This is a genomic window from Streptomyces sp. NPDC001493, from assembly GCF_053597235.1.
In genome coordinates, this window is record NZ_JBSFHV010000045.1 from 11,130 (window position 1) to 32,001 (window position 20,872).

Sequence of the window (20,872 nt, forward strand, 5' to 3'; positions counted from 1 at the left end):
GGCCCCGGCGGCAGGGTCACCGCGTCATCGCGCCACGGCCCGGCAGTACGCCTCGTCGGTGGCGAGGAGGTGGCGGTGGGTGGCCTCGGCGGTGATGACGCCGTCGTCCAGGACGAGCACCCGGTCGGCGGCGTCCAGCAGGGCCGGACTGCTGGTGAGTACGACCGTGGTGCGGCCCCGGCGCAGCTCGGCCACGTTGCGGGCGACGAGCTGTTCGGTGACCGCGTCGACCGCCGTGGTCGGGTCGTGCAGGACCAGGATGTCGCTGTCGGCGGCCAGCGCCCGGGCCAGCGAGAGCCGTTGGCGCTGTCCTCCGGAGAGGTTGGCGCCCCGGTCGCGGACGGCGTGGTCCAGTCCTTCGCGGTGCAGGGCGACGACGTCGGTCAGCAGGGACGCCTCGACGGCCTCCGGGATCATGCGGCTGGTGCCGGAGGGGTCGATGTTGGTACGGAGCGTGCCGGCGAAGATCTCCCCGTCGTACGGGTTCACCAGCATGTGCGCGCGTACCGCCTCGGCCGGCAGGTCGCCGATCTCCTGGCCGCCGAGCCGCACCACTCCCTCGTACGCGTGGGGCGGTACGTTCAGCGCCAGGATCGCCGCGAACTCGGCGGCGGCGCGCGGCTGGTAGGCGGCGATCGCAACGAACTCCCCTGCGGCGACCTGCAACTTGAGTTCGCGCAGTGAGCCGTGGCGGACGCGGTCGATCTCCAGGCCGCCGCCGGGCTCGGGGCTTCCCGTGCCCGGGGCCGCGAGCGGCGGGGCGTCGAGGACCAGCGCCATCCGCTCCGCGGAGGCGCGCGCCATCATCACGTACTTCGGCATCTCCGAGAACAGCTTCATCGGTTCCATGATGAACTGCGCCAGGCCGACCGCCATGACGAGTTCCCCGACGGTGATCTGCCGGTCGAAGGCGAGCCAGCCCGCGGCCAGGGTCACGATGGCGGCGAGAGCCGCGTTGAGGGCCAACGAGGCGCCCGCGTAGGCTCCGTTCACCCGGGCGACGGTGATCGCCTGGTGCTTCGCCTCGGTGCTGACCTTCCGGTAGGACCGGAACGCGGCGTGGTTGCCGCCGAAGCCGTGCAGCGGGCGGAGGCCGGTGATCAGGTCGGCGACCTTCGCGCCCGCCCGCGCCACCCGGGCCTGCTGCTCCTTGGTGCTCGCGCCGATCCGTTTCGACATCACGCCGAGGACCGAGAGGATCGCGGCGGCTCCCACGAAGACCAGCAGGCCGAGCCGCAGGTCGGCCAGGCCGAGCGCGGTCCCCGCGACGAGGATCGCGACGACCGAGCTGACCAGCAGCGGCACCACCTCGATGATGTCGGCGGTCTGGTCCGCGTCCTCGGTGGCGATGGTCAGCACCTCGCCGGATTTCAGGTCCATGTCCCGGGCCACCGGCTGGAGTCCGCAGGCCGCGACGCGGACCCGCCAGTGGTGTGCCTCGGTCGTGTTGGCCTTCTGCAGGATGCGCATCCCGAACCGCCAGGAGAGCGACACGGTCGTGATGATCACGGCCAGCGCGCCGATCGACAGCAGGAGTCTGCCGGGGCTGCGTTCCTGCAGGGTGTGCTCGACGATCAGACCGAGCGCGATGGGGAACGCCGTCTCACCGGCCTGGTAGAGGCCCATGAGGACGGTGCCCCAGGCCATGGCGCCGATGTTGCGGCGCAGGGCGGTCCGCAGGATGTCGGCGCCCTGGCGGGGCCGCTGGGTGTCAGCTGTTGTCTTCAAGGTGGCGCGCAATCGCTTCCGGGGTTCGCAGGGTGAGCAGATCACGGATGGTGATCACGGGTCCGTACTCCCGGCGGAGCAGCCCGATCAGCCGCACCGCCAGCATGGAGTGTCCCCCGAGGGACACGAAATCGCTCACGGCGCTGACCTCGTCGTCGTCCAGGTCCAGTGCCTCGGCGAAGAACTCGCAGACCAGGGTCTCCGTTTCGCCCTCGGGGGCGCGCTCGCCGGCCGTGGTGAGAACGCCGAGGGGCTTGGCCTCGGGCAGGGCCTTGGTGTCGGCCTTGCCGTTGACGGTGAGCGGGATGGCGTCGACCTGCGCGTAGTGCGTCGGGCGCAGGAAGTCGGGCAGTGCGGCGCCCACGTCGGCGGCGACCGAGGCGAGGTCGGCGCTGGATCCGCCGGCGTCGGGAGCGTCGAGCACCAGATAGGCGGCGAGCCGGTGGGCTCCGTCGACCTGGGGGTCGGGCTGGGCGACGGCTGCGACGAAACGCACCGCCGGGTGGGCGGCGAACGCGGCCTCCACCTCGCCGAGTTCGACCCGGTGGCCCCGGATCTTGACCTGCTGGTCGGTACGGCCGAGGTAGTTCAGGTTCCCGTCGGGCCGCCGGAGCACCAGGTCCCCGGTGCGGTACATCCGCGTGCCGGGTTCGCCGAACGGGCAGGCGACGAAGCGGTGCGCGGTCTGGGCGGACTGCCCGAGGTAGCCGCGGGCGATGCCGACGCCGCTCACGTACAGCTCGCCGGGGACGCCGTCCGGCAGGGGGCGCAGCCACGGGTCGAGTACGTACACCTCGGTGTTGTCGATGGGAACGCCGACCACCGGGTCCTGGCATTCGAAGGTGCCGACGCCGAGGGTGTTGATGGTGTATTCGGTGGGCCCGTAGAGGTTGTAGCCGACGGTGCCGTCGGTGGCGGCGAGTCGTTGCCAGAGGGCGGGGGTGATGGCCTCGCCGCCGAGCAGGACCAGCGCGGGTCGGTGCGCGGGGTCGTCGAGCAGGCCTTCGGCGACCAGTTGCTGGGCGTAGGTCGGGGTCACGTTGATGACGTCGATGCCGTGTTCGAGGCAGTGGGCGACGAGCCGGGGGGCGTCGCGGCGCAGCTCCTCGTCGCAGATGTGCACCTCGTGGCCGTCCGCGAGCCAGAGGAGTTCCTCCCACGACATGTCGAAGGCGAACGAGACGGTGTGCGCGATCCGGAAGGTCCGGTGGCCGTGTTCGGCGAGGACCGGCTCGAAGATGCGGCGCTGGTGGTTGATCAGCATGTTGGTGAGGCCGACGTACTCGGTCACCACGCCCTTGGGCTTCCCGGTCGATCCGGAGGTGTAGATGGTGTACGCGGGGTGCCGCAGGCGGTCCGGGTCGTCGGGGGCGAAGGTGACGAGGGGTTCGGCGTCGGGGAGCGGGCGGTCGAGTGCGATCAGCTCGCCGGTCAGCCGGGGTGCGACGGCGCTGACGGTGAGGGTGACCTCGGGCCGGGCGTCGGCGACGATCGCGGCGATCCGTTCGTCGGGGTGGTCGAGCTCCAGTGGTACGTACGCGGCGCCGGTGCGCAGTACGGCGAAGAGCGCCACGATCGAGTCGAGGGAGCGCGGGAGGGCGAGGCCGACGGTGGTCTCGGGGCCGATGGAGCGTGCGGCGAGCACGCCCGCGAGGGCACGGCTTCGGTCCCTGAGTTCGGCGAAGGTCATCGTGGCGCCGTGGGCGACGAGCGCGGTCCGCCGCGGGTCGCGGTCGGCGGCCAGGTCGAACCGGTCGACGACGGTGTCCGTGCCGATCTCCGTGACGGCGGCCGGCGCGGGCGTGTCGCCGAGGCCGGGGAGCGCGCCGAGCGGGCCGGTGGAGCGGGCCAGGGCGTCGAGCACGCGCAGGTAGCCGGTCAGCAGGCGGCTGGCGCCCTCGGTGTCGTCGTCGCGGTACTCCAGCTTGACGGTGAGGCGGTCGCCCGGGGTGACGACCCAGGTGAAGGGGTAGTGGGTCGAGTCGTCGGCCTTCACCGAGGTGATGCCGTGCCGGGTGTTCATCGCGGCGAACGCGTCCATGTCCAGGAAGTTCTGGAGCACGAAGAGGTTGTCGAAGAGGCTGTCGTGTCCGGCGGCCCGCTGGATCTCGCCGAGCCCGAGGTGTTCGTGTTCCATCGCCTCGACGCGTGCCCGCTGGACGGCGGTGAGGTAGGCGCCGGCGGTGTCGTCCGGGCGGGGCCGGGTCCACTGGGGCACGGTGTTGAGGAGCACGCCGACGATGCCGGAGGTGTCCTCGCCCTCGCGGCCGGAGACGGTGACGCCGAACACGGCGTCGGTGCGGCCGGTGTGCGCGCCGAGCAGGAGGCCGAAGGCGCCGGTGAGGACGGAGTTCAGGGTGACGCCGTGGGTCCTGGCGGCCTCGCGCAGGAGGTCGGACGCTTCGGGGGTGAGGGTCTGCGTGAGGGCGCGCGGCAGCTCGTCCGGGAAGGAGGGGTCCGGTCCGGCGAGCAGGGTCGGGCCGGTGAGTCCGGCCAGGTGGCCGGCCCAGAAGCGGGTGGAGAGGGCGGGGTCCTTGGCGGCGAGCGCGCGGGCGTGGTCCTCGAAGGAGGGGGTGGCGGGGGCCGGGTCCAGAGGCTCCCCGGCGAGGATCGCCCGGTACGCGTCGAAGAGGTCGCGGAGGACGGTCTCGCGGGACCAGCCGTCCCAGAGCAGCAGGTGGTAGCTGAGCAGCAGGCCGTCGCGGCCGTCGGGCATCCGCACCACGGTCAGCCGGATCAGGGGTGGTTCGCCGGGGTCGAATCCGGTGTCGCGGTCCCGGGCGCGCAGGGCGTCGGTCTCGGCCTCCGTGGTCAGGGAGACCGTGCGCACGGGGACGCGCCGGCCGGCGGCGAGGACCTGGACGGGGTTGCCGTCGTCGTCGGTGGTGAAGCCGGCGCCGACGACCGGGTGGCGGGCGATCACGTGCGCCATCGCCCCGGCGAGGGCGTCGGTGTCCAGGCGCCGGTCGAAGGTGAACCAGCTCTGGGCGACGTAGTGTCCGGCGGTGCCCGCCAGCTGGGCCTGGAAGTAGAGGCCGCGTTGGAGCGGGGTGACCGGTGCGGTGCGCTCGGCGGTCGTGGAGGCGTCGGCGATCTCCTCCAGCGCGCGCCGCCAGTGCTCGGTGATCGTGTCGGGGACGGAGTCGGCGAGGGTGAATTCCGCGTGCAGGGCGCCGGTGGTGCTGTCGGTCCAGGCGTTGACCTCGACGGCGTACGGGCTGCCCTGGTCCCCCGGGGTGAGGCGGAGCGCCTCCGACTCGCTGCCCCGGCCCAGGTAGTTGAAGAGCACCTGGGGGTGCGGGCGGGCGGTCAGGAGAGGGCCGGTCTGCGGGTTGAGGTGGCGGAGCAGACCGTAGCCGAGGTGTTCGTCCTCGTCGGGCCGGCGCGTCGCGGCTTCGCGGGCGGCGGCGACGGGGTCGGTGTGCGCGGTGAGGCGTACGGGTGCGACGGCGGTGAACCAGCCGACCGTACGGGAGTAGTCGTGGTGGTCGCGGGAGGGGACGCGGCCGTGGTGTTCGAGGTCGATCGCGAGGTCGGTGGGCTCGTTCTGGATCCGGGTGAGCGCGGTGCGCAGTGCGCCGAGGAGCAGTTCGGTGATTCCGGTGCCGAGGGCGGCGGGCGCGGTGCGGGTGACCCGGTCGCCGGTCTCCGGCGGGAGCACGGTCGTCCGTACGCGCAGCGCCGTGGCCGGGGGCAGCGGGGCGGGGGCGTCGAGGGTGGTGAGCCAGTGGCCGAGGCCGTCGGTGGCTTCGGCGGAGCGGGCGGTCAGCGCTTCGGCGTACTCGGCGAAGGGGGTGGTCGGCGGCGCCAGGGTCTCGCCGCGCAGGGCGGTGGCCAGGTCCTCCAGCAGGATCAGCCAGGAGACCGCGTCGACGCAGAGGTGGTGGGCGGTGACCACGACGGTGCGGGTCTCCCCGATCCAGGAGAACGCGACGACGTGCCCGGCCGAGGGGTCGAGCCCTGCGGCGGCCTCGTCCGCCGCGGCGGTCGGGTCGGTGGTGTCCGGGAGCAGGACGGTGGCGGTGGCGGCGGGTTCGGTGGCGAGGGACCACACCCCGTGGTCGGTGCGCAGCCGCAGCCGGAGGGCCGGGTGCGCGGCGAGCAGGGTGTCGGCGGCGCGCCGGACGTCGGCGGGGGTGGTGGCGTCGGGGGCGGTGAGCGTGCGGGCCTGGGCGAACCGGTCGAGGGAGCCGCCCAGTTCGCGCTGGCGCAGCACGATCGGCGTCGGGTGGAGCGGGCCGTCCTGCGGACGGACGGGCCCGTGCACGGCGGGGAGCAGCGGCGTCCGGGTGTCCAGGTGCGCGGCGAGCGCGCGCGGGGTGCGGTGGAGGAAGACGTCGCGGGGTGCGATGGGCAGGCCGAGCGCCCTGGCCCGGTTGATCAGGGTGATGGCGACGATGCTGTCGCCGCCGGCCGTGAAGAAGTCGGTGTCCGCGTCGACGTCGGGTTCCGGGAGGGTCTCGGCGAAGAGGGTGACGAGCGCGTCGAGGGTGACGAGCGCGTCGGGCGCCGGGGTGCTCGCGGCCACGTGGGTGGTGTCCTGGTCCCGTGCGGCGCGCTCGGTCAGGGCCTTGCGGTCGAGCTTGCCGTTGACGGTGAGCGGCAGGGCGTCGAGGGTGAGGACCCGGCCCGGCACCATGTGGGCGGGCAGCTTCGCGGCGAGCAGGCGGGCGAGGTCGCCGGGTGCCCGGCCGACCACGTGGGCGACCAGGTGGTCGCCGGTCTCGGCGGGGGTGACGGCCGCGTCGGTGATGCCGTCGAACTCCCGGATCGCGGACTCGACTTCGCCGAGCTCGATGCGGAAGCCCTTCAGCTGCACCTGGTCGTCGGCGCGGCCCACGAACTCCAGCTCTCCGCCGAGGGTGCGGCGGGCGAGGTCGCCGGTGTGGTACATGCGGGAGCCGTCGGCCGCGAACGGGTCGGCGACGAAGCGGCCGGCGGTGAGTCCGGGCCTGCCGAGGTAGCCGAGGGACACCTGGTCGCCCGCGACGTAGATGGCGCCCACCCGGCCGGGCGGCACCGGGCGGAGCCGGTCGTCGAGGAGGTGGGTGGTCAGGCCGGGGACGGGGCCGCCGATGGGACTGGTGTCGCCGCCGCCGAAGTCCTCGTCGGTGAGCACCCGGTGGGTGACGTGGACGGTGGTCTCGGTGATGCCGTACATGTTGACCAGTTCGGGCGTGGCGGTGCCGTGCCGCTCGGCCCAGTCGCGCAGCCGTCCGAGGTCCAGTGCCTCGCCGCCGAAGATGATCCGGCGGAGCGCGGTGGCCGGTTCCCCGGCGTGCCGGTCGGCCTCGATGAACTGGTAGAAGGCGGACGGGGTCTGGTTGAGGACCGTGACCCCGCGTTCGCGGACCAGCCGGTGGAAGTCCACCGGGGAACGGGTCAGGGCGTACTCCGGCACCAGCAGTTCCGCGCCGTGCGCCAGCGCGCCCCACAGCTCCCAGACGGCGAAGTCGAAGGAGTACGAGTGGAACTGGACCCAGACGTCGTCGGGGCCGAAGTCCATGGCGGGACGGGTGTTGGCGAGCAGGGTCACCACACTGGAGTGCGGGACGACGACGCCCTTGGGCCGGCCGGTCGATCCGGAGGTGTAGATGACGTAGGCGGGGTCGTGCGGGCCGGCCTCGGTCCGCACCCCGTCGGGAGCGGGAGGTTCGGTGCGCGGTGGCTCCGTGTGGGATGGCTCCGTACCGCGTGGTTCTTCGCCGAGCACCAGCAGGCGGGCGGGGTCCCCTCCGGTCCGGCGGAGCAGCCCGGTGAAGCGGTCCCGCCCGCCGGGTGCGGCGAGGACGACCTGCGGGGCGGCGTCGGTGAGGACGTGTTCGAGACGCTCGTCCGGGTACGCCAGGTCCAGCGGTACGTACGCTCCCCCGGCGGTGACGATGGCGACCAGGGCCACCACCTGTTCCACCGAGCGCGGGACCGCGACGGCGACCCGGCTGCCGGGCCGGACTCCGGCCGCGCGCAGCAGGGGAACCAACGCGTCTCGGGCGGCTGCGAGTTCGCCGTAGGTCAGGGAGCGGGTGGTGCCGTCGAGGGCGCATGCGGTGACGGCGGTGGCGGCAGGGTCGCGGCGTGCGGCGGCGTCGAAGAGTCCGCCGAGCGTCGTCGGGGCCGTCGGTTCGACGGGCCGGTGCTCCGGGTGCTCCAGTGCGCGGACCGGGGCGCCCGGCCGGGTGAGCAGGGCGGTGAGGGTGCGGGTGAAGGTGCGCAGGATCTCTCGGGCGCCGGCCTCGCGGAGCAGTTGACGGTCGTGGACGAGGTTGAAGCGGACGCGCCCGTCGGGGGTGCGTTCGACGACGAGGGTCAGGGGGTAGTGCGGGGCGCCCTCGTTCTCGATGGCGGTGATGGCGAGGTCGTCGCCGGGGCGCCGCAGCGCGTCCACGTCGGTCGCGACGTCGAACACCACGAGGGTGTCGAAGAGGGTGCCGTGGCCGGCCAGGCGCCCGGTCCTGGCGAGCGAGACGTGGCTGTGCGGCAGGACCGCGCTCTGGTGCTCCCGGACGGCGGCGAGCAGTTCGCGGGCCGTGGTGGTGTCGGACCAACGGGCGCGTACCGGGACGGTGTTGATGAAGAGCCCGACCATGTTCTCGATGCCGGGGACGTCCGCGTCGCGTCCGGACACGGTGGAGCCGAACACCACGTCCGTACCGTGCAGGATGCCGCCGAGGGTCAGGGCCCAGGCGCTGTGCACGGCCACGCTCAGGGGCACGCCGGCCGAGCGGGCGGCGGCGTCGACGTCCGTGCCGAGGCCGGCACCCTCTTCGACGGCGTCGGCGAACCGGTCGGACGGGGTGTGGTCCGGGGCGACCTGGCAGGGGCCCGGGAGTCCGGCGAGTTCCTCCCGCCACACCCGGTCGCTCTCCGCCTCGTCGAGTCCGGCGAGGTGGCGCACGTAGTCGGCGAACCCGTCGGTCCGGTACTCCGTGCCGGGCGCGTGGTATTCGGCCAGCAGCGCGCGGAGCATCGGCGGTACCGACCAGCCGTCGGCGACGATGTGGTGCACGGTCTGCACCAGCACGGTCCGCCCGGAACCGGCGCGGACCAGGGTGTAGCGCATCAACGGGCCGGTGGCCAGGTCGAATCCGGCTCGGCGGTCCCGCTCGGCGAGGTCGCGGATCTCGGTGTCGGTGATCCCGGGCCGCTCCAGCACCGTGAAGGGCGCCCGGATCCCGCTCTCCAGGACGGACACCACCCGGCCGTCCGCGAGGGCGGTGAACCGTGCGGCGAGGTTCGGATAGAGCTGGAGGAGCCTCGTCGCCGCCGCTTCCAGGCGGTCGGCGTCCACCTCGCCGTCGAGGGTCAGCAGCTGCTGTTCGACGTAGGCGCCCGCCGAGTCGTCGTCGAAGACGGAGTGGAAGTAGAGGCCTTCCTGGAGCGGGGTCAGCGGCAGGATGTCGCGGAGTTCCGGCGTGTCCAGGGCGTCGACGTCCGCCTGGGTGAGCGGTACGAGGGGGAAGTCGCTGGGGGTGTGGCCGCCCTCCTGGAGGGCGGCCAGGCCGGTGAGCGCTTCGCCCAGGTAGGTGCCGAGGGTGTCGATGTCCTCGTCGGTGAACATCCCGTCGGGCCAGGAGAGGGTGGTGACGAGTTCGTAGGCGCCGGTGGACGAGGCCTCCGCGATCGCGTTGAACTCCAGGGCGCGCGGCAGCCGCATTCGGGGGTCGCGCCGCTCGCCGAGCTGCCCGGTGCTTCCCGAGAGCCGCCAGTCGCCGGAGGTCTCCGCGTCGAAGCGGCCCAGGTAGTTGAAGAGCACCTGGGGTGCGGGCGTGTCGAAGGCGGTGCCGGTCAGGTGGCGCAACACGCCGTAGGAGAGGCCGTTGGCCGGGACCTGGGCGAGGTTCTCCTTGACGGCCTTGAGCGCGGTGGCGAGGTAGCCGGGCGCGGTGAGGTCGTCGGCCGGACCGGGGTCCACGGTCACCGGGAAGAGAGTGGTGAACCAGCCGACCGTGCGGGAGAGTTCGGGCTCGGATCCGGTCACGAACCGTCCTTCGCGGCCATGTCCCTCCAGCTCGACGTGGGCGAACGTCTGGTCCTGCCCGAGGTCGCGGCGCCACCGGGCGAGGGTGACGGCGAGCGCGGTGAGCAGGACGTCGTTGACGCCCGCGTGGAACTTCGCGGGGATGTCGCCCAGCAGCGCGGCGGTGGGGCCGGGACCGAGCGTGACGGTCCGGGTGCGTTCCCGGTCGACGGTGTCGGTCTCGGACGGCGCCCGGCGGCCGACCGGTCCGTCCACTCCCGGCAGGGGGCGCTGGTAGTACGCGCGGTCCGCGTCGAAGTCCGTCCGGGCGAGGAGTTCCGTCCAGTGCCTGAAGGAGGAGCGCACCGGGGGCAGTTCGACCGGCGCGCCGGAGGACCACTGGCGCCACGCCGTGGCCAGGTCGTCCATCAGGACCCGCCAGGACACGCCGTCGATCACCACGTGGTGGACGACGAGGACGAGTTGGCGGGCGGCGGGGCGCCAGACAGCGCGGAGCATCACGCCGCCGTCGGGGTCGAGCGCGTCGGTCGCGAGGGCGAGGCACTCCTCCTGCGGCAGGTCGCTCTCCTGCCACCCCGCGGCGGCTCCGTCCGCCTCGGGGACGTCGAAGCTCCAGTGGTCGCCGCGTACCAGCCGGGCACGGAGCATGTCGTGCCGCCGGACCAGGGCGGTGAGGATCTCGTCGAGGGCATCGGCGGTCAGTCCGGCGGGGACGTTCAGCACCACCGACTGCACGAAGCCGTCGACCGCGTCGGTGGTCTCGCCGAGCCACCGCAGGATGGGCGATCCGGTGACCTCGCCGGTGGCCACGTCGCGGTGGACGGGCGCGGACACGTCCTCGCGGCTCGCGACGGAGGCCAGCGCCCCGATGACGCTGTGGGTGAAGATCTGCCGGGCGGTGACGTGGAGGCCCGCTTCGCGCAGTGCGCTCAGCAGGGAGATGGCCAGGATGCTGTCGCCGCCGAGGCGGAAGAAGTCCTGGTCGACGCCGACCTCGTCCAGTCGGAGCAGCGTGGCGACGGCCGCGCAGACGGCACGTTCCTCGTCGGTGGCGGGCGGGACGTACGAGCCGGTCGCGACGGCGGGTTCGGGCAGGGCCTTGCGGTCGAGCTTGCCGTTCGCGGTGAGCGGGAACTCCTTCATCACGACCACGTGGGTGGGCACCATGTACTCCACCATGTGCTCCTCGGCCCAGGCCCGGACCTCGTCGCCCCGCAGGTGCTCGGCCCCGGAGGCGGGGATGACGTATCCCACCAGGTAGGTGCCGCCCGCCGTGTTCTTCTTCGCGACGACACAGGTGTGGCGTACCGAGGGGTGTTCCGCGAGGCCGGCTTCCACGTCCTCGATCTCCAGCCGCATGCCGCGGATCTTGATCTGGTTGTCGGCGCGGCCGAGGAAGTCGAGCGAGCCGTCGGGGGCGTAGCGGGCGAGGTCGCCGGTGCGGTAGAGCCGGGAGCCGTCGTCGGCGAAGGGGTTCGCCACGAACCGGGACGCGGTGAGGCCGGGGGCGTTGACGTAGCCGCGTCCCAGGAGGAAGCCGCCGACGTAGAGTTCGCCGCCGACGCCGACGGGGACCGGGCGCAGCTCGTCGTCGAGGACGTACAGCTTCGTGTTGGGGTTGGCCTTGCCGATGGAGGTGGAGAGGCGTTCGGCGGCGCCGCGGTAGATGACGTGGGAGACGCCGATGGTCGTCTCGGCGGGGCCGTAGCCGTGGTAGAGCGGGATGTCGAGCTTGGTGCGGAAGCGTTCGTACAGCTCCGGGGTGAGCACCTCGCCGCCGCACCACACGTGCCGCAGGCTGTCCAGCCGGCCGGAGTCGCCGGACATCTCCAGCAGGACGTCCAGCATGGAGGAGACCAGGTAGGTGAAGGTGACGCGCTGCTCGGCGATCACGCTCAGCAGGTGGTGCGGGTCGCGTTCGCCGCCGGGCCGCAGGACGACGAGCCGGCCACCGGTCACCAGGGGCAGGAAGATCTCGTTGATCGAGATGTCGAAGGAGAGCGGTGCCTTGAAGAGCGAGGCGTCGTCGTGGCCGAAGCCGAGGATCTCGCGGCTCTGCCAGAGGAGGCGTTCGCTGATCGCCTCGTGCCGGATCATCGCACCCTTGGGCCGTCCGGTCGAGCCGGAGGTGAAGATCACGTAGGCGAGGGCCGCCCCGGACACCGTGGTGTGGAACCCGTCGGCGGGCTCGGAGCCGTAGCCCCAGTCGCCGAGGTCGACGGCGACGGCCTCCGGCTCGCCCTCGGGCCGTACCCCGGAGTCGTTGAGCTGGAGGACGGCACGGGCGTCCTCGATGACGACGCTCCGGCGGGCGGCCGGCCACTGCGGGTCGAGCGGTACGAAGGCGCCTCCCGCCCGGAGTACCGCGAGCAGCCCGATCACCATGTCCGCGGACCGGCCGAGCGAGATGCCGACGACCTCCTCGGGGCCGAGTCCGCGCCCGATCAGGTGGTGAGCCAACTGGCAGCTCAATGAGTTTACTTGGCGATACGTCAGGGAACGGTGTTCGTCGACGACGGCAATGGCGTCCGGCCGGGTGCGCACCTGCTCGCGGAACATCTCCACGAGGGTCGGGCGGTCCCGTTCGGCGTCGGTGTCGTTCCACCGTGCCAGCAGTTCGGCCCTGGCCGGGGCGCCGGAGGCGGTGATCGTACCGAGGGGCCGGTCGGGGAAGTCGAGGAGATCGTCCAGCGCGCCGCGTACCTCGGCCGGCTCTACGTCTTCGGGGACGACAATGCTCCGGCCGTCCTCTCCCACTGACCAACCGGCGCTCCCCGCGCCGCCGTTGTGCACCCAGCCGAGGACATCGGGGAAGAGCGTGGCCGGGCCGAGGTCCATGCCTTCGGGGCTCCGGCCGGTGGCCCAGTACGCCAGGCCGATGGCGCAGGCCTCGGTGATGGTGGTGTCGGAGTAGTCACCGGTTCGCCGGCGCACGACGGCCAGGCTCGCGGGAGACAGCGGCACGAGGCGGGCGTGGGGGTCCATCATCGAAGACTCATCGTCCCTTCCGGGTTGGAGAGTTGGCTCGGAACGGGCACGGTCCGGGCTGGGTTCGTCGGCTTGTTCCGGGCGCGCGCCCGAGCGCGGTGCCGCGGTCGATTCGCTGCGTCGCGGAAGGGGCGGGAGGCGCCGTCGTCCGGCACGCCGAGGAGGCCGGACGGGGTGGCCGCACCGCATCCGGGCGTGCGTGCATGCGTGCATGCCGTGCGGGTGCACCGTTGCACGGGGGCGGGTGTACGGGTTACGGGGGTGTACGGGTTACGGGAGGGGTGTACGGGTCACGGGAGGGCGAGCGGGTCCTGGCTTCCTTCGCGCCAGGCCCGCCACAGGCGCGCGTACCGGCCGTCCAGGGCGACCAGTTCCCGGTGGGTGCCCTGCTCCACCACGCGTCCGGCGTCCAGCACCGCGATCCGGTCCGCCGCCATCGCCTGGGTGAGCCGGTGGGCCACGAAGAGCGTGGTCCGGCCCGCGCACGCGGCCAGCACGGCGCGCTCCAGTTCGGCGGCGCCCTCGCTGCCGGCCTCGGCGGTCGATTCGTCGAGCACCACCACGGGGGCGCGGCCGAGCATCAGCCGGGCGAGGGCGATCTGGGCGATCCTGGTGCCGTCGAGGCGTTCGCCGCCCTCGCCGACCGGGGTGTTCAGCCCGTCCGGCAGCGCGTCGAGCCAGGCTCCGGCACCGACGGTGCGCAGCGCGTCGGTCAGTTCGGCGTCGGTCGCCTGCGGTGCGGCGAGGCGCAGGTCGTCGGCGAGCGGACCGGAGAACACGTGGGTCTCCTGCGTCAGGATGCTCACCAGGGCCCGCGCCCCGGCCTCGTCGAGGTCGGCGAGGTCGGCGGGGCCGATGCGTACGGTGCCGGTCTGCGGGGTGCCGATGCCCGCGATCAGCGCCGCGAGCGTCGACTTGCCCGCGCCCGTCGCCCCCACCAGGGCGAGTGAGCCGCCGGCCGGGATCGTGAGAGCCACGTCCCGCAGGACCGGTTCCTCGGCTCCGGGGTAGCCAAAGGTCAGCCCCTCCACCGTCACGGGGTACGGGACGACGGCCGCCGGGGCGACCGAGGTGTCGCCCACCAGCCGGTCTTCCGCCTGCTCCCCCAGGACCCCGACCAGTCGGGTCAGGCTGGCGCCCGACTTCTGCGCCTCGTCGAAGGTGAACATGATGGAGCCGAGCGGGGTGAAGAGCCGGTGGAACATCAGCGGGGCGGACGCCACTTCGCCGAGGCTCGCGGCGTCGTTCTCCAGCAGGGCGTACCCGACGAGGAGGATCAGGACCAGGCCGATGAACTCGGCGCGGTTCTCGCGGCCGACGAACCGGCCGAAGAACCGGAAGACCTCGACGCCGAGTTCGCGGACCCGCCACGACTCGCCGGTGACCTTCTCGCGTACGGCGCCCTCCAGGCGGTACGCCCGGACGGTGTCGATGCCGTTGAGGCCGCTGATCAGTGCCTGGGCGCGGTCGGCCTGGGCGGCCCGCTGCTTCTGGTAGAGCGGTGCGGACCGGGGGAGGTACCAGCGCAGCGCGAGGGCGTAGGCGGGCAGCGCGCCGGCTCCCGCGAGGCCGAGCCGCCAGTCCAGCCCGAACATGGCGGCCGTCGCGATGGCGACGAGGACCCCGGCGGTGAACACGGTCGGGACGGCCGACCGGATGCCCTTGGAGAGCACGGCGACGTCGTCACCGACGCGGGAGAGCACGTCTCCGCGGCCGACCTGTTCGATCCGGGCGCTCGGCATGCCCAGCACCGCGCGGACGGCGCCTTCGCGCAGTCGTGCGAGCAGGTCCGCGCCGAGCCGTCCGATGAGGTACGTCGATCCGGCGGTGGCTGCCGCGCCGAGCAGCGCGGCAGCCCCCATCAGGGCACCGACGGTGACCAGGACGGAACGTGACTCGCCGTCGACCACCCCGTCGACCACCCGGCCGAGGAGAAGCACCGGAAGCACCTGGAGGACCGCTCCGGCCACCGTGGTGAGCACCGTGGCGGACGTCAGCAGAGGTACCTGCCGGCAGTGCGCCACGAGCCACCGGGTGGCTTCTCCCCCGCCCGCCGTGCGCAGGGTCGCGGGGGCGGGGCGGGTGTCCACGGCGCTCACGCGCAGCCCCTGACGGTCCGTGCGGTACGGGACGGGGCGGCCGGCATCACTGGTCGACCGACTTGACGAGCTCGTCGATGGCGTAGGGCAGGGAGAGCAGGGTGCCCTGGGACATGGCCGCGCCGACCGCCGGGCCCTCGCTGTCGAGGAGGTACGAGACCTTCCCGGCCTTCACCGCGGAGAGGTTGCCGAAGAGGTCGAACTTCTTCAGCGCGTCCGTGTCCGCCTTGTCGTTGATGACGAAGATGCGGTCGACGTCGACGAGGTCGATGCGCTCGGGCGAGAGCACGGTGTAGAACTTGCCGCCGGCGGCCTTGTCGACCTCCGTGGCGCCCTTGTAGCCGATGCCGGTGATGAGCCGTCCGCGCACGTCGGTGGTGGCGAACGGGGCGACCGAGCCCTCGTACCAGGACAGCGCCACGGCGGTCTGGTCGGCGAACTCGGGGTGCGCCGCCGCCGCCGAATCGAGCTTGGCCTGGATGCCGTCCACGAGCGCCTTGCCCTCGGCCTCCTTGCCGAGCGCCTTGGCGATGTGCACGGCGTTGTCCTGCCAGGGAGCGCTGAACGGCTCCTTCTCGGTCTTGGTGCGGCCCACAGTCGGCGCGATCTTGGAGAGCTTGTCGTAGGCGGCCTGGTCGATCTCGGAGTAGACCGCGATGATCAGGTCCGGCCGCAGGGCCGCGATCTTCTCGTAGTTGGGGCCCGCGTCACCGTTGCTCATGATGACCTCGGGGCGGGTGTCCCCCCACTTGTCCTTCACCCAGGGCCACTGGGTGTTGATGTCGGGGGACGTGCCCGCGGGGTTCGGGTACTGGTCGACCATGCCGACCGGCTTGATGCCGAGCGCGAGGATGGCCTGGTCGTCCGTGTAGCCGACGGAGACGACCCGCTGCGGGGCCTTGGTGATCTCGGTGGTGCCGAAGGCGTGCTCCACGGTGACCGGGAACGCGCCGGTGGCGGTGGCCGGGGCGCTGCCGCTCGCCTTCGCGTCGGGCTCCTCGGAGCCGCCGCATCCCGCGAGGAGGCCCACGCCCAGGGCCGCGGCGGACAGGAGCGCCGCCACCCGCCGCCAGGACTTCGTACCCGTCGTTCTCTGGAGGAGCATCCCGAATCCCTTGCTCTCGCACCGGCCGCCTGTGCCCCGGTCCCCGGGGCAGCCACACCGTATCCTGAAGAAGTGAGGCCAGCCTAGCCTAACTAAGGTATTTCCGGTGCCTCGATGCCTAGTTGGAACGGACGTGCGTGCGTCCGATCGGCACGATGAGGGGACGGTCGCCCACCGGGTCGTCGATCACCTCGGCGCGCAGGCCGAACGCCTCGCGCAGCAGATCGGCGGTGATGACGTCCCGGGGGTGCCCCTGGGCCAGGATCGTCCCCTCCCGCATCACGATGAGGTTGTCGCTGTAACGCGTCGCCAGATTGAGGTCGTGGAGCACCATGACGACCGTGCGGCCCGATTCGTGCAGGTCGTCGACGAGGTCGAGCACGTCGATCGCGTGTGCCAGGTCCAGGTAGGTGGTCGGTTCGTCCAGCAGCAGCAGATCGGTGCCCTGGGCGAGGGTCATCGATATCCAGACGCGCTGCCGCTGCCCGCCGGAGAGCGAGTCGACCGGGCGGTCGGCGAGTTCGGACACCCCGGTCATCGCCAGCGCGCGCTCCACCACATCGGCGTCGTCGGAGGACCACTGCCGCAGCCAGCTCTGGTGCGGATGCCGGCCCCGGGCGACCAGGTCGGCCACGGTCAGACCCTCGGGGGCGACGGGCGCCTGCGGCAGCAGCCCCAGCTTCTTCGCCACGTCCCGGGTACGGAGCCGGGCGATGTCGTCGCCGTCCAGCACGACCGTTCCCCCCGTCGGCCTGAGCAGCCGGGTCAGGGTGCGCAACAGGGTTGATTTTCCACAGCCGTTGGGGCCGATGATCGTGGTGATCAGCCGTGACGGGATCGACACGTCGAGGTCGTCGATGACCACGCGTCCGCCGTACCCGACCGTCACCCCCCTCGCCGCCAGCCGGGCATCTTCCGATCCTGCGCCGGCCGCGGTTCCGGCCGCGGATCCGGTCCCGGTTCCTGCCGCGGTTCCGGCCGCGGTGGTGCGCCGCGTGGTCATTTCTCCCCCGTCGTCGGTCGTCGTCATGTCGGCCCTCATCCGTCGTCAGCCCGCGCGCTGTCCCGCGAGGTTCGCCCGTACCAGCAGGTACACGAGGAAGGGTCCGCCGATCGCGGCGGTGACCACCCCCACGGGCAGCGCCATGGGCAGTGCCGTGCGCGCGACCAGGTCCGCCCCGGTCAGCAGCAGCGCCCCCACGAGACCGGAGGCCACCAGCGGTGGTGTCGGGCACTTCGCCAGCCGCATCGCCACCTGCGGCGCCACCAGCGCCACGAAGGGCACCGGACCGGCCGCGCTCACCGCCGCGGCGGCCAGCAGCACCGCGCAGAGCAGCAGGACCGCACGCACCCGCGTGTACCGGACGCCCAGTCCGGCGGCCACCTCGTCGCCGAGGTGCATCGGCTTGAACTGGAAGGCGGCGGTGGCCACCACCGCGAGGAGCGCGAGGGTGCACCAGAGTGCCACCCGGACCTCGTCCCAGGAGCGGTTGTCGAGCGAGCCGACCAGCCACGCCTGGGCCCGCGCCACGTCCCTGATGTCGGCGGTCACGAGCAGCCAGGTGGTGAGCGCCTCCGTCACGGCGCTCACCGAGATGCCGATGAGGATGAGCCGGAATCCGTCGATCCCCCGGCGCCACGCCAGGAAGTAAACAAGCAGTCCGGTGCCCAGACCACCGGCGAGCGCGGCGGCGGAGAGGCCCACGGAGCTGACGACCGCGGCGGCCGCCCCGCCCGAGACCGTCACCAGGAACACCGCGACCGTGCCGGCGCCCCCGGTGATGCCCAGCACGTCGGGGCTGGCCAGCGGGTTGCGCGCGACGGACTGGGTGATGGCCCCGGAGACCCCGAGCGCGATCCCCACCACCAGTCCGGCCAGGGCCCTCGGCATCCGCAGTTCCATGACGACGAACTCGTCCACCTGTTCGCCCCGGCCGAAGACCGTGGCGATGACCCGGGGCAGCGCGATGGGGAAGTCCCCGACCGCGATGGAGAGGCAGAACACCAGGAAGAGCGCGACGGCCAGCACGAGCGTGACCGTGACGATCCAGGGCCGCCAGACGAACGACACCCGGCCGATCCGCACTCCGGGTACCGCGGAGGGCTTCGGCTTCGCTTTCGGCTCCGGCTTCGCTTCCGGCTTCGGCTCCGAGGAGAGCGACGGTGCCGCAGCGGACGACGGATCCGGAGAGGACGACGGCTCCGAGGAGGACGACGGCTCAGGGGAGGGCGATGATTCCACTTCTGTCCCGTTCACGCGTTCTTGAACTTTCCGCGCCAGACCAGGACCGCGAAGAACGGCGCGCCGAGCAGGGCGACGACGACGCCCGCGGCCAGTTCTCCGGGCCGCACCACGAGGCGTCCCACGATGTCGCAGACGAGCAGGACGACGGCTCCGAGAAGGCCCGCGTACGGCACCAGCCAGCGGTAGTCCGGTCCGGCGAGGTAGCGGGCGATGTGGGCCACCATGAGCCCGAGGAACGCGATGGGGCCGCACGCGGCGGTGGCCGCTCCCGCGAGCAGGGTGATGGCGAGGATGCCGACGGTCCGGCTCAGCGCGATGTTCACGCCGAGCCCGCGCGCCACGTCCTCGCCCAGGGTGAGCAGGTTGAGGGCGGGCAGGGTGGTCAACGCGAGGACCAGCCCGACGGCGATGAAGACGGTCATCGGCCCTATGACGTCGAATCCGACCCCGGCGACGGAGCCCGCGTTCCAGAACCGCAGGGCGTTCAGCGACTTCTGGTCGGAGAGCGCGACGGCCGTGGTCATCGCGGCGAGGAACACCGTGACGCCCTGGCCGGCGAGGGCGAGGGTCAGCGGGTTGCCCGCGCCCCGGCCCACGCTGGACAGACCGAACACGACGACCCCGGCGACCGCCGCCCCGAGAAAGCCGAACCAGACGTACTGGAACGGGTCGGTGAAGCCGAGCAGCCCGATCGCGGCCACCACGGAGAAGGAGGCTCCGGAGTTCACGCCCAGCAGCCCGGTGTCGGCCATCGGGTTGCGGGTGTATCCCTGGATCAGGGCCCCGCCGACGCCGAGGGCGATGCCCGCCACGATCGCGAGCACGGTACGGGGTACCCGGACGGTCCGCACGATGAGCCTGATCTCGGTGAGCCGCCGGTCGGCGTCCGGCTCGGCGAACAGGCCGTGCCACACGTCGGCGGGGCTCAGCGCCCGGGCACCGACCGCCAGCGACGCGGTCCCCGCGAGCACGACGATCAGCGCGAGCACGCCGAGGCCCACAACTCGTCTCCGACGAGCATTCGTTGCTCTCTGGGGCGCGGAGAGCTCCACCGCAGTCGTGGTCATGTCGCCGTACGTTATCCCTTTGATCTTCCGTGCCCGCAGAGGAGGTTGGCCAATTCGCTCCAGCGAGAGGCCGGTTGGCGCGGGAGGCGCCACGGCCGAGGGTACCCGCGGGCGGGCCCGGCTCCCCGGCCGCCCGGGAGCGGGGCCGCCCTCGCCGGGTTTCAGCGGGACGCGCCGACGGCACCCTCGGCGACGGCCTCCGCGCGCCCCGAGGTGCCCCCGGCCCTGCGTTCGAGCAGTGAGTCCAGGATCTCGCCGACCCGGATCGCGGTGTTGGAGAGCAGCGAGGAGGTGATGCCGTGGGTGTGCTCCGTACCGCCCTGCAGGTAGATGCCGCACCGCAGCGCGGGGTCGGTCCCGATGCGGTAGTCGCGCTCGACGCGGACGCGGCCCCGGTCGTCGGTGCGGCAGAGGTCCGCCGCCTCGCCGAGGAGGCCGAGGGGGTCGACGGGGCTGTAGCCGGTGGCGAGCACCACGACGTCGGCGTCCAGGGCGGTCTCCTCGCCCGTGACCAGGGACGTCACGGTGGCACGGGCCTTCTCCTCGGTCTCCTTGACGCCCACGAGGCGGGAGACGTTGAGGAAGCGCAGCCGTTCGGTACCGAGCACCTTCTCCTGGTAACTCTGCCGGTAGAGGTCGTCGATCAAGTCGATGTCGACCACGGAGTAGTTGGTGTTTCCGTGATAGCCCATCAGGCGCTGCTTGATCTCGTCGGGCGCCGCGAAGTACTCGTCGACGGCACCCGGGTCGAAGATCCGGTTGGCGAAGGCGCTGTCGTCGGCGGGGCTGTATCCGTACCGGGAGAAGACCGCGCAGATCTCGGCTTCGGGAAAGGCTCGGTGCAGGTAGGCGACGTTCTCGGCGGCACTCTGTCCGGCACCCACGACGACGAACCGGGAGGGCGAAGTCCCCTCCAGTTCGCCGATCCTGGCGAGCAGTTCGGAGTTGTGCCACACCCGGTCGCCGCGCTCGACGCCCTCGGGCAGCAGGGGGCGCAGCCCGGTACCGATGACGAGGTTGCGGGCCCGGTGGACGGAGAGCCCCTCCCCCGAGCGGACCGTCACGTCCAGGTACTCCACGATTCCGTCCTGGACGGCCGGCCTGACGGAGACGACCTCGTGGCCGTAGGAGGCCATGTCCTCGACCTGGGCGGCGGCCCACTCGAAGTAGTCGTGGAACTCGACCCGCAGTGGGAAGAGGTTCTTGTGGTTGATGAAGTCGATCAGCCGCCCCTTGCTCTTGAGGTAGCAGAGGAAGCTGAACTCACTGGTGGGGTTCCGGAGCGTCACCAGGTCCTTGAGGAAGGACACCTGCATGGTCGCGTCGTCGATCAGCATGCCGCGGTGCCAGCCGAAGCGCGGCTGCTGCTCGAAGAAGCGGGCACTGACCGGCTGCCGTTCGCCGGCGCGGGCGTTGTGCTCACTGATCGCGATGGCCATGGCCACGTTGGACGGTCCGAAACCGATTCCGATGAGGTCGTGGACCTGCGGTGCGTCGCCAGGAAGAACCGGTGACATGTCACTCCCATTCGTGCGGGGAAGCCGCTCATGGCATGGGGAAGGTGCGAGCGTCGGACACACCGACGGCGCGGCTCGAATTTAGGTGAGCCTAAGCTAATCCTTGGAGGCTGTCGAGAGGGCGCCGGGGCGCACGGCCCGTCAA

At 72.3% G+C, this 20,872-nt stretch carries 8 protein-coding genes; all 8 read right to left on the reverse strand.

What is annotated here, in order from left to right; translation table 11 throughout:
* Positions 1-24: 24 nt before the first annotated feature.
* Complete coding sequence (locus tag ACWCWD_RS35855; protein WP_450779652.1) at positions 25-1,728, reverse strand: ABC transporter ATP-binding protein; 1,704 nt, start codon at positions 1,726-1,728, stop codon at positions 25-27.
* Positions 1,712-12,694 carry an amino acid adenylation domain-containing protein gene (locus tag ACWCWD_RS35860; protein ID WP_450779653.1) on the reverse strand — a complete coding sequence of 3,661 codons (10,983 nt, stop codon included), beginning with the start codon at positions 12,692-12,694 and terminating at the stop codon, positions 1,712-1,714. Before ACWCWD_RS35860 ends, ACWCWD_RS35855 begins: the two co-directional genes overlap by 17 nt.
* 290 nt (positions 12,695-12,984) lie before the next feature.
* Positions 12,985-14,793, reverse strand: coding sequence for an ABC transporter ATP-binding protein (locus ACWCWD_RS35865; RefSeq protein WP_450779655.1), 1,809 nt, complete (start codon positions 14,791-14,793; stop codon positions 12,985-12,987).
* A gap of 46 nt (positions 14,794-14,839) precedes the next feature.
* Positions 14,840-15,898 (reverse strand): iron-siderophore ABC transporter substrate-binding protein, encoded by a 1,059-nt coding sequence (locus ACWCWD_RS35870; protein ID WP_450779657.1) that lies wholly within the window; start codon positions 15,896-15,898, stop codon positions 14,840-14,842.
* A gap of 118 nt (positions 15,899-16,016) precedes the next feature.
* Positions 16,017-16,928, reverse strand: coding sequence for an ABC transporter ATP-binding protein (locus ACWCWD_RS35875; protein WP_450779659.1), 912 nt, complete (start codon positions 16,926-16,928; stop codon positions 16,017-16,019).
* 18 nt (positions 16,929-16,946) lie between these two features.
* The gene (locus ACWCWD_RS35880) at positions 16,947-17,984 is read right to left on the reverse strand and encodes a FecCD family ABC transporter permease (RefSeq protein ID WP_450779660.1); all 1,038 of its coding nucleotides are present in this window, start codon (positions 17,982-17,984) and stop codon (positions 16,947-16,949) included.
* Between the two features lie 167 nt (positions 17,985-18,151).
* Positions 18,152-19,210 (reverse strand): FecCD family ABC transporter permease, encoded by a 1,059-nt coding sequence (locus ACWCWD_RS35885; protein WP_450779662.1) that lies wholly within the window; start codon positions 19,208-19,210, stop codon positions 18,152-18,154.
* 161 nt (positions 19,211-19,371) lie between these two features.
* A complete protein-coding gene (locus ACWCWD_RS35890; protein WP_450779664.1) occupies positions 19,372-20,727 on the reverse strand; it encodes a lysine N(6)-hydroxylase/L-ornithine N(5)-oxygenase family protein in 1,356 nt (451 codons plus the stop codon).
* Between the last annotated feature and the right edge of the window lie 145 nt (positions 20,728-20,872).